The organism is Pseudoalteromonas sp. SR45-5 (genome assembly GCF_014163565.1).
GTDB classification, from domain to species: domain Bacteria; phylum Pseudomonadota; class Gammaproteobacteria; order Enterobacterales; family Alteromonadaceae; genus Pseudoalteromonas; species Pseudoalteromonas distincta.
Genome location: NZ_JACJDN010000080.1, coordinates 1 through 9,970, shown reverse-complemented (window position 1 = coordinate 9,970; position 9,970 = coordinate 1). Strand labels below are relative to the sequence as shown.

Annotated in this window: 6 protein-coding genes and 1 pseudogene; 6 read left to right on the top strand and 1 reads right to left on the bottom strand. The window is 40.3% G+C overall.

Annotated elements, in window-relative coordinates:
- Window positions 1-181 precede the first annotated feature (181 nt).
- From betI to H5072_RS04955, 5 genes and pseudogenes are all read left to right on the top strand, one after another.
- Entirely contained in the window at window positions 182-757 is a 576-nt protein-coding gene (betI, locus tag H5072_RS04975; RefSeq protein WP_024603276.1) for a transcriptional regulator BetI, read from the top strand.
- Window position 758: 1 nt separating this feature from the next.
- Window positions 759-2,222, top strand: a complete 1,464-nt coding sequence (betB, locus tag H5072_RS04970; protein WP_182692882.1) for a betaine-aldehyde dehydrogenase — start codon at window positions 759-761, stop codon at window positions 2,220-2,222.
- 11 nt (window positions 2,223-2,233) lie between these two features.
- On the top strand, window positions 2,234-3,901 hold the full coding sequence (gene betA, locus H5072_RS04965; protein ID WP_182692881.1) for a choline dehydrogenase: 1,668 nt from the start codon (window positions 2,234-2,236) through the stop codon (window positions 3,899-3,901).
- A gap of 158 nt (window positions 3,902-4,059) precedes the next feature.
- Window positions 4,060-5,277 carry a BCCT family transporter gene (locus H5072_RS04960; RefSeq protein WP_165724036.1) on the top strand — a complete coding sequence of 406 codons (1,218 nt, stop codon included), beginning with the start codon at window positions 4,060-4,062 and terminating at the stop codon, window positions 5,275-5,277.
- 9 nt (window positions 5,278-5,286) lie between these two features.
- Window positions 5,287-5,559: pseudogene (locus tag H5072_RS04955) on the top strand (TorF family putative porin); the annotation flags it as partial.
- Here H5072_RS04955 and H5072_RS04950 read toward each other — a convergent pair.
- Window positions 5,532-5,996, bottom strand: a complete 465-nt coding sequence (locus tag H5072_RS04950) for an Lrp/AsnC family transcriptional regulator (protein ID WP_182692880.1) — start codon at window positions 5,994-5,996, stop codon at window positions 5,532-5,534. The pseudogene H5072_RS04955 and the gene H5072_RS04950 overlap by 28 nt on opposite strands.
- A gap of 168 nt (window positions 5,997-6,164) precedes the next feature.
- On the opposite strand from H5072_RS04950, the gene putA reads away from it, so the two are divergent.
- Window positions 6,165-9,968 carry a bifunctional proline dehydrogenase/L-glutamate gamma-semialdehyde dehydrogenase PutA gene (gene putA / locus H5072_RS04945; RefSeq protein ID WP_182692879.1) on the top strand — a complete coding sequence of 1,268 codons (3,804 nt, stop codon included), beginning with the start codon at window positions 6,165-6,167 and terminating at the stop codon, window positions 9,966-9,968.
- Window positions 9,969-9,970 lie beyond the last annotated feature (2 nt).

Sequence of the window (9,970 nt, the reverse complement as noted above, 5' to 3'; positions counted from 1 at the left end):
TTTAAATAAAATTAAATAAATAAAAACCACATCTTCTTTGTCCTATTAATTGCTCTTTTATTAATGATTAATCTACATTTTGGCATCTAGATATTTACCTCAACCTTGAATTGTTAGAGCTATTACCTTAAGCTTATGTTTATTGAACGTTCAATTAATAAAAATTATGCCTAAAGTTGGAATGGAACCTGTCAGGCGTCAGCAGCTAATTGACGCAACTATAGAATCTGTTGCGACGAATGGATTACAAGGAACGACTATAAACAGCATTAGTAAAAATGCAGGTTTATCGTCGGGTATTATTAGTCATTATTTTGGTGGTAAGCAGGGGTTGATTGAAGCCACTGTTCGATACTTACTAACAAGCTTAAAACAAGACTTGATAGGCAAAGTAAATCATCAAACAAATGCGACTGAACGTTTAATGTTTATTATCGAAGCCAACTTTGCGCTTGTACAACAGCGTAATGATACAACCCGAACGTGGTTAAGTTTTTGGGCGCAATCGATGCATGATGAAGAATTACACCGACTACAAAATGTAAACAGTAAACGCTTGCAAAGTAATTTAGCATTTTCTTTTAAACAATTAATGCCTATTGAGCAAGCAAATCAAGCTGCAGAACTTAGCGCCGCAATGATCGATGGCCTATGGTTAAGAGCAGTACTGAGTAAATCAGACAATAATCAGTTTAAACACTGTGAAAAGTTAGCAAAAAGCTATGTACTTTCACTTATCAAGCAATATGGAGCCTAGCGTGACTACACCTGTCTATCAAAATTTTATTAACGGCCATTTTCTTGCAAACCAGAACGGCAAAACATTTGATGTAACAAACCCAGCAACGGGCGAGGTTATTTACGCAGTAGAAATTGCCGACGAATTTATTCAAAACGCAGCCATTGCCAGTGCAAAGCAAGGTTTTGCTCAGTGGTCAGCAATGACACCCATTGAACGTAGCCGCATTTTATTAAAAGCAGTGGCTATTTTACGCGAGCGCAACGATGAACTAGCACTTGTAGAAGTACTCGACACCGGTAAACCAATGCAAGAAGCTAATTGTGTTGATATTGAAACCGGCGCTGATGTAATTGAATACTTTGCAGGCCTTGCGCCAGCACAAGTAGGCCAACAACAAATGGTTGGTGATGACTTTTACTACACACGTAAAGAGCCATTAGGTATCTGTGCGGGTATAGGTGCATGGAACTACCCACTACAAATTGCATGTTGGAAGTCGGGCCCTGCCCTTGCTGCTGGTAATGCATTTATATTTAAACCATCTGAAGAAACACCACTTGGCGCTATTAAACTTGCAGAAGTATTTGTTGAAGCTGGTGTACCTGCAGGTGTGTTTAATGTTGTTCAAGGCGCAGGCGATGTAGGCCAGTGGCTAACGCAGCATAGCGATATTGATAAAGTATCGTTTACGGGTGAAGTAGGCACAGGTAAAAAAGTAGTAGCGAGTGCTGCCGGTACGTTAAAAGATGTCACGATGGAACTTGGTGGTAAATCTCCACTATTAGTATTTGATGATGCCAACATAGAGCAAGCGGTTAGCGCTGCTATGTTAGGTAACTTTTATACGCAAGGCGAAATTTGTACTAACTGTACACGTATTTACGTTCATAAAAATGTATATCAGCAGTTTATTGATGAGCTTAAAGCGCGCACTGAGAAAAACATTATTGCTGGCGACCCACAAGATTTAAATACAAATTTTGGCGCACTTATCTCTAAAAAGCACCAAGAACTAGTGATGAGCTACGTTAATAAAGGCATCGAAGAAGGTGCAACGCTATTAACTGGTGGTACAACGCTTTCACCTGAATCTGCACCTAATGGCTATTTTGTAGCACCGACTGTGTTCATTGATTGCAACGACGATATGACAATCGTTAAAGAAGAAATATTTGGCCCTGTAATGAGCGTGCTTGTTTTTGACGACGAAGACGATGTTATTGCACGCGCTAACGCAACTCACCTAGGCTTGGCCGCAGGCGTATTTACTAGCGATATTAAACGTGCGCACCGCGTTATTCATAAGTTACAAGCTGGTATTTGTTGGATTAATGCATACGGTAACTCACCTGCTGAAATGCCAGTTGGCGGTTATAAGCAATCGGGTATTGGCCGTGAAAATGGTATACAAACTCTTGATCAATACACGCAAACTAAGTCTATTTATGTTGGTATGGCCGACATAGAAAGCCCATTTTAAGGCGCCCTACTATGAGTAATCATTACGACTATATTATTGTTGGCGCGGGTTCGGCGGGTTGTGTTTTAGCAAACCGTTTATCTGAAGATTCAAGTAACCGCGTGTTACTACTTGAAACTGGCGGTAGTGATAAAAGTATTTTTATAAAAATGCCAACCGCGTTATCTATTCCTATGAATAGTGACAAATATGCATGGCAGTTTCATACGCAGCCTGAGCCTCATTTAGATAACCGTGAGATGCATTGTCCTCGAGGCAAAGTATTAGGCGGCTCGTCATCTATCAACGGCATGGTATACGTACGTGGCCATGCAAAAGATTTTGACGAATGGCAGCAACACGGTGCAAACGGCTGGGATTACCAATCGTGTTTACCGTATTTTCAAAAAGCAGAAAGCTTTTATCTTGGTGAAAATACTTACCGTGGTGGCAAAGGCCCGCTTGGCGTTAATAACGGCAACGAAATGAAAAACCCGCTTTACCGCACCTTTATCAAAGCAGGTGTACAAGCCGGTTACGCGTCTACAGATGATTATAATGCATCGCAGCAAGAGGGTTTTGGCCCAATGCACATGACCGTAAAAGACGGCGTGCGCAGCTCTGCTTCGCGTGAGTATTTAGACCCTGTTAAATCGCGTAGTAATTTAACAATTATTACAGGTGCACTAGCACAGCGCGTGATTTTAGATGGTAAAAAAGCCACAGGCATTGAATTCAAAGTAAATGGCGACGTTAAAACAGCACATGCTGCAAAAGACGTTATATTAAGTGCAGGCCCAATCGGCTCTCCACATATTTTACAACTCTCTGGTATTGGTGATACTCAAGCGCTTGAAAAAGCAGGCGTTGGAGTACAGCATCATCTACCAGGTGTAGGTCAAAACTTACAAGATCATCTTGAGTTTTACTTTCAATACAAGTGTAAGCAACCTATCACGCTTAACGGCAAACTAGGCATTGTTTCAAAAGGGTTGATTGGTGCGCGCTGGTTATTAACGCGTTCGGGTTTAGGTGCAACGAATCATTTTGAATCGTGTGCGTTTATTCGCTCAAAACCAGGTGTTGAATGGCCAGATATTCAATATCACTTTTTACCAGCGGCTATGCGTTACGATGGTAGAAGTGCATTTGCAGGTCATGGTTTTCAGGTACATGTTGGTCATAACAAACCAAAAAGTCGCGGTAGTGTCACTATTGCTTCTGCGAACCCTGAGCAACCACCAACCATTTTATTTAATTACCTTGAACACCAAGACGATATTGAAGGCTTTAGAGCGTGCGTTCGCTTAACACGCGACATAATCGAACAAAGTGCCTTTGATGAATACCGCGATGAAGAAATTCAACCAGGTAAACATATTCAAACAGATGAAGAAATAGATGCCTTTGTACGCCAAGCCGTAGAAAGTGCCTACCACCCTTCTTGCTCATGCAAAATGGGTGAAGATGATATGGCCGTTGTTAATTCAAATACGCAAGTACATGGTATTGAAGGACTACGTGTTGTTGACTCATCTATATTCCCAACAGTTCCTAACGGAAACTTGAATGCGCCTACTATTATGGTTGCCGAAAAAGCAGCTGACATAATTTTAGGTAAAGAACCATTACAGAAATCGGATGTGAATGTTGCCATAACAACAAACTGGCAAGAAACACAACGTAGTACGGAGATCTAACTTTAGCCACATGCTTAGGTTTAGTCTCGTCGGGCTAAACCAATGCGTGCCTTGCAGTGGCACACGATGTAAATAGGTTACGTTGTGTTAATGCGAGAATAAAACAATAAAATACGGAGTGCTTATGAATTATTTTTATTCATTACTGGAGGGTAACAATGACTATTTGGCTTAATGCAGGCATCATTTTTACCTTACTTGCTATTATCACTATTTTAATTAAATGGGGTAATGTTCGCGTAGTAGGTGTAACACCAGTTCGAACCTTTACCTTTATAGCAATACTATTTACTTCTGGCCTAGATGTTGGCCTTATTATGTTTCCTTTAACTGAGTTTGCAGGTTATGCAGACATAAAAGCAAGCCCAGAATACGCGTTTGCAAATCCACTGGCTATTGAGTTTGGCTACTGGGGATTTTTGATCTGGGGATTTTACTTTCTTACGTGCTTTTATTTCTGTGTAATAGAACCTAAAGTGAAATTTTTCGAAATTCCTTGGGTTAAATTTATCAATAACGTTGTAATTATTGGTACATGTGCATTTACCGCTTATTTGCTGCTTACAAACCTACCGTGGTATTTACCCGAATTAGGTGATGGAACAAGTATAGTTTCTGAGTTTTACTTAATTGTGTTTGCTGCTATCTGTTTTGCTGTGTACTCAAGTACTGATATTAAATATGTACGTATTTTAAGTATTTCTACTACGTGGTTATTCTTAGCTTTAATCGCCTTTATGTGGACTGGCGCATTTGTGATAGGTGATAGTCAAATGTCAGCATTTACAGATAACTTAGGTTCTATTGGTACTTACTTTGCAAACATTAATGAATTTGTTTTACCGCTTAATGATTACCATGAGTTTTACTTATTCTGGTGGTTTGCGTGGAGCATAATGATTGGTCAATTTACATCACGCTTTGTTGGTGGACTTAAAACATACCAAGTATTAGGTGCAATGTTGATTTTCCCTTCTATTCCTATTGCGATTTGGTTTAGCGTACTTTATCACTACCATGAAGCGGGCATCCCAACTCAAGGTATTAAAAACTTCGCTATGGTATTTGTAGGTATTGTATTTGTAATTAACTCACTTGATTCGTTAGTGCGTTTATATACAGATAACCTAAACTTTACCGTAAAGCGTTTTGGCAAAATGAAATACATAATCGGAAATGTTGTTGGTCTATCATTACTTACACTATTGTTTAAATTAGAATTTTTACAAATTCAGTGGGTAGGCGCATTAGTTATCGGCTTGTTCTTTATCTGTGCAGCCTTTATTGGTTACAGTAAATTTAAAACAGTAACGAATATAGATAGCTCACCAAAAGCAAACGCAATTGATTACACAAAAATAGACACAGTACACTAGGGATTAACAATGAATAACAAACTAAAACAACTTGTAGTAGCACTACCATTTGCACTTTTATCAACAACTGCAGCAGCTGATTGGTCAACAACAATCACTGCAGCGTCTGACTACACTTTTAATGGTGTAACACAGACCGATAGCGACCCTGCAATTCAAGGCAGCTTAGATTATGCCTTTGATAGTGGTGTTTACGCTGGTGTTTGGGCCTCAAACGTAGATTTTGGTGACGACACTGATTTTGAGCTTGATGCTTACTTAGGTAAATATGTACAACTTGATGCCATATAAGTATGATGAGTACCCACGCCGGGAATATCTACTAAGTCGCCAAGAACTTGTCTATATTCTTCCATATTAGAAACGCGAATTTTTAATAAGTAATCATAACCACCAGCAACCATGTCACATTCGACTACTTGTTCTATCCTTAATATGTGCTCTCTAAATACTTTAAATACAGCTGTATTTGAAGCAACAAGCGATACTTGAACATGCGCTACTAAGCTCTGATTAAGTTTAGCTTCGCTAAGCTTGGCATAATAGCCTTCAATATACCCTTCTTGCTCTAATCGTTTAACACGATCTAGGCACGGGCTGGCACTCAAATTAACCTGTTTTGCGAGGTTAACATTAGAAATTCTGCCGTTCTTTTGAAGAACGTCTAGTATGGCTAAATCAATGCGATCTAGCATGCGTAATCTATTTGGAATTGTCATAACAGAATTTTATGCGGATAAGTTAAATTTATACCCTGTAAATTATCGTAAATCGCGAAATTTAACCAGCATATTCTGCTGAATTTTAATTAGAATGCACTCACAATATCACTGGTAATTTATTGGTAATTAATTTTACTTTAATTCTTAACATCCTGAGGGTTGCTTATGTTATTCAACGGCGATTTAACTACTACTTGTCCTATCAGACAAAGAATCCGTGACTTCTACCGCATAGATGAAAATGCAGTTATTGATCATATTTTACCGCTTGCAGAAGTAGGCGTAAAAGCACGAAGTCGTGCCTGGGAAAGAGCCCGCCAGATTGTTTTGAACATTCGTAAAGAGCAAGATGGGCAAGGCGGTGTTGATGCGCTTTTAAATGAATTTTCACTCTCTAGTGAAGAAGGCGTTGTATTAATGTGTTTGGCCGAAGCACTGCTTCGCGTACCAGATAAAGCAACTCAAGATGTACTTATTCGTGACAAGTTAGCCAAAGGTGATTGGAGCTCTCATCTAGGAAGCAGCGATTCTTTATTTGTAAACGCATCTTCTTGGGGATTATTAGTTACCGGTAAAATGGTTAACTACACAGACAAAACTAAAGAACAACAGTTCGGCATGCTTAAAAAGACCATTGGTCGTTTAGGTGAGCCAGTTATTCGTAAGTCTGTAAACTTTGCTATGAAAATTATGGGCAAGCAATTCGTAATGGGTCGTACCATTGACGAAGCAATTGAACGTGCAGCCGAAACAGAGCAAAAAGGTTATGTGTATTCTTACGATATGCTAGGCGAAGGCGCGCGCACAATGAAAGATGCGAAGCGTTACTTTGACAGCTACATGAATGCTATACACTCAATTGGTAAAGCGGCTAATGGTCGTGGTCCAATTAAGAGCCCTGGTATTTCAGTTAAGCTTTCTGCTATTCATCCGCGCTATGAGTTCACTCATAAAGACCGTGTGATGGAAGAAATAGTCCCTAAGTTAAAAGAACTTGCTCTTGCCGCTAAAAAATACGATATCGGCTTTACCGTTGATGCAGAAGAAGCAGACCGTTTAGATATTTCATTAGATGTAATTGAAGCGGTATTCAGTGATGAAGATCTTGGTGATTGGCAAGGATTTGGCTTAGCAGTTCAAGCGTATCAAAAACGTGCTATTTTTGTAATTGAATGGCTTACTGACCTTGCAACCCGCGTTGGTCGCAAGATGATGGTACGTCTAGTTAAAGGCGCATACTGGGATACTGAAATCAAAACCACACAGCAAGATGGTTTAGATCACTACCCAGTATTTACCCGTAAAGCAACAACAGACGTTTCTTACAAAGCGTGTGCTATTAAAATGCTTGAAGCGCGCGATGTGCTTTATCCGCAATTTGCTACACATAACGCTTACACTGCCGCGACTATTTTAGAAGTAGCCAAAGGCGACAACACAGGTTTCGAATTTCAACGTTTGCACGGTATGGGTGAGTCATTATTCGACCAAATCGTTAACGAAGAAAAAATTCAATGCCGCGTGTATGCCCCAGTTGGTCAACATGAAGACCTCCTTGCGTACCTTGTTCGTCGTTTATTAGAAAATGGTGCTAACTCATCATTTGTAAACGCAATTGTTGATACAACAAAACCTGTTGAATCATTACTTCCAGACCCTGTAGAAACATTGCAAGGCTTGCGTAACAAGTACAATACGCAAATCAAAATGCCAATTGATTTATACGGTGAAGAACGTGCTAACTCTAAAGGCATGGATTTAACCGACATTAACGTTATTACCCCTTTCAAAGAGAATCTTGAAACATGGTTTAACGAGCACTTAATTGAGCAAAGCCAAGTACCTGAAGGCTCATTAGCTGTTAAAAACCCAGCAAATCACAAAGAAATCATCGGCCACGTTAAATTGCAAACTGGCGAAGAGATGAAAGTATTACTAGCTAACGCTGAAGCTGCACTTGAATCATGGTCACAAACACCAGTAAGAGAGCGAGCTAACTTACTGCGTCGAGTTGCTGACATATTAGAGCGTCATCACGACGAACTTGTTGCCATCTGTATTAAAGAAGCAGGTAAAGTAGCTCAAGATGGTATTGATGAAGTACGTGAAGCGGTTGATTTTTGCCGTTACTACGCGGCGCGCGCTGAGGAGCTATCGCAAGATGAGCGTTTTGAAGCCCGTGGCGTTATTTTATGTATTAGCCCGTGGAACTTCCCGCTTGCAATATTCTTAGGCCAAGTTGCCGCTGCGATTGTTACAGGTAACACTGTAATTGCAAAGCCTGCTGAGCAAACAAGTTTAATCGCCCTTCGTGCTATTGAACTAATGCTGTCTGTTGGTTTACCTGAGCATGTTGTTCAACCGGTTATTGCTCGTGGTTCTGAAGTAGGCAAAACAATTGTTCCTGATGAACGCATTCAAGCGGTTATGTTTACAGGCTCTACTGAAACAGGCACATTAATTTCTCAAACACTTGCTGCACGTAACGATATTCAAGTACCGTTAATTGCAGAAACAGGTGGCCAAAACTGTATGATTGTTGACTCAACGGCGCTTCCTGAGCAAGTAGTTGACGATGTGATCAGTTCTGGTTTTCAAAGTGCTGGGCAACGTTGTTCTGCTCTTCGTGTTTTATTCATTCAAGATGACGTAGCAGATGGCATTATCGAAATGCTTAAAGGTGCGCTAGCTGAGTTACACATTGGCGATCCATCGTTACTATCAACTGATGTTGGTCCTGTAATTGATGAAAAAGCACTTAAAAACTTAAATGAGCACGTTGAGTACTTAAAAGGTAATTCTATACTTCATTACGAGTGTAAAATTCCGGATAACACGCAAAATGGCGCATACTTTTTTGCTCCTCGTTTATACGAAATCAAAGACTTATCAGTACTTAAGCGTGAAGTATTTGGCCCATGTGTTCATATTGTTCGCTTTAAATCGAGCGAACTTGATGATGTGATGGATCAAATTAACAACACAGGTTATGGCTTAACAATGGGTGTACATTCACGTATTGAAGAGCGCTGTGAGTACCTTGCTAAAATGTCACGTGCGGGTAATGTTTACATTAACCGAAACATGATTGGTGCTATTGTTGGTGTGCAACCATTTGGTGGCCGTGGTTTATCAGGTACTGGCCCTAAAGCCGGTGGCCCTAACTACCTTCAACGTTTAGTAAAAGAAAAGGCATCACCAGATAACGTGCAAATGACAAACCTGACGCCAGATGAGCTTGATTTACACCACTACAGCGGTGCAAATGAGCAAGTTAAAAAGCTAATGGCTAACTCAATGCGCGATGAAAAAATCTGGCGTGCAACACCACTAAACGACCGTGTTTCGGCTGTGCGTCAGTTGCTTGCTAAAATCGCGACGGTAGAAATTATCGACGATTTAGCAGACGATTTAGCATTAACATTATCAGAAGCTCGTGCACAGCTTAACCGCCTTGAAAAGCACATGCGTAGATTTACTACCCTGCCAGGGCCAACGGGTGAGTCTAATACACTTCATCTAGAAGCGCGTGGTTGTGTAGTGTGTTATGCAGATAAGAGCACATCATTTAACTTCTGGGCATTGTCTATCATTACCGCTATTGCCGCAGGTAATACGGTAATTACTGTAGCGTCTGAGCTGTTTTACGATGAAGCTGTTGCCTTTAAAGATAAATTTATCTCTACAGGTGTTGCTGAAGGTGTTTTCCAAGTAGCTAAACCTAATCAGTTACAAGCTATCTTGGCTCACCCTCATTTAGCTGGCGCGGTAGTTGCTGCTCGCTCGTCTCGTTTAGGCTACTTTAGCCAACAGCTTGCACAGCGTAAAGGCGCAATTTTACCGGTAATTAGCTCTGAGTATTACGATACATTAATCAAGCGCTTAATTACTGAAAAAACAATTAGTATTGATACAACAGCATCAGGCGGTAATACCTCGCTAATGACGCTTGTTGAAGATGATGAATAATT

Bases quoted from the DNA above. Each gene is read 5' to 3' on its own strand.
- betI (WP_024603276.1), top strand. From the start codon at position 182: ATGGAACCTGTCAGGCGTCAGCAGCTAATTGACGCAACTATAGAATCT.
- betA (WP_182692881.1), top strand. From the start codon at position 2,234: ATGAGTAATCATTACGACTATATTATTGTTGGCGCGGGTTCGGCGGGT.
- H5072_RS04960 (WP_165724036.1), top strand. From the start codon at position 4,060: ATGACTATTTGGCTTAATGCAGGCATCATTTTTACCTTACTTGCTATT.
- H5072_RS04950 (WP_182692880.1), bottom strand. From the start codon at position 5,996: ATGACAATTCCAAATAGATTACGCATGCTAGATCGCATTGATTTAGCC.
- putA (WP_182692879.1), top strand. From the start codon at position 6,165: ATGTTATTCAACGGCGATTTAACTACTACTTGTCCTATCAGACAAAGA.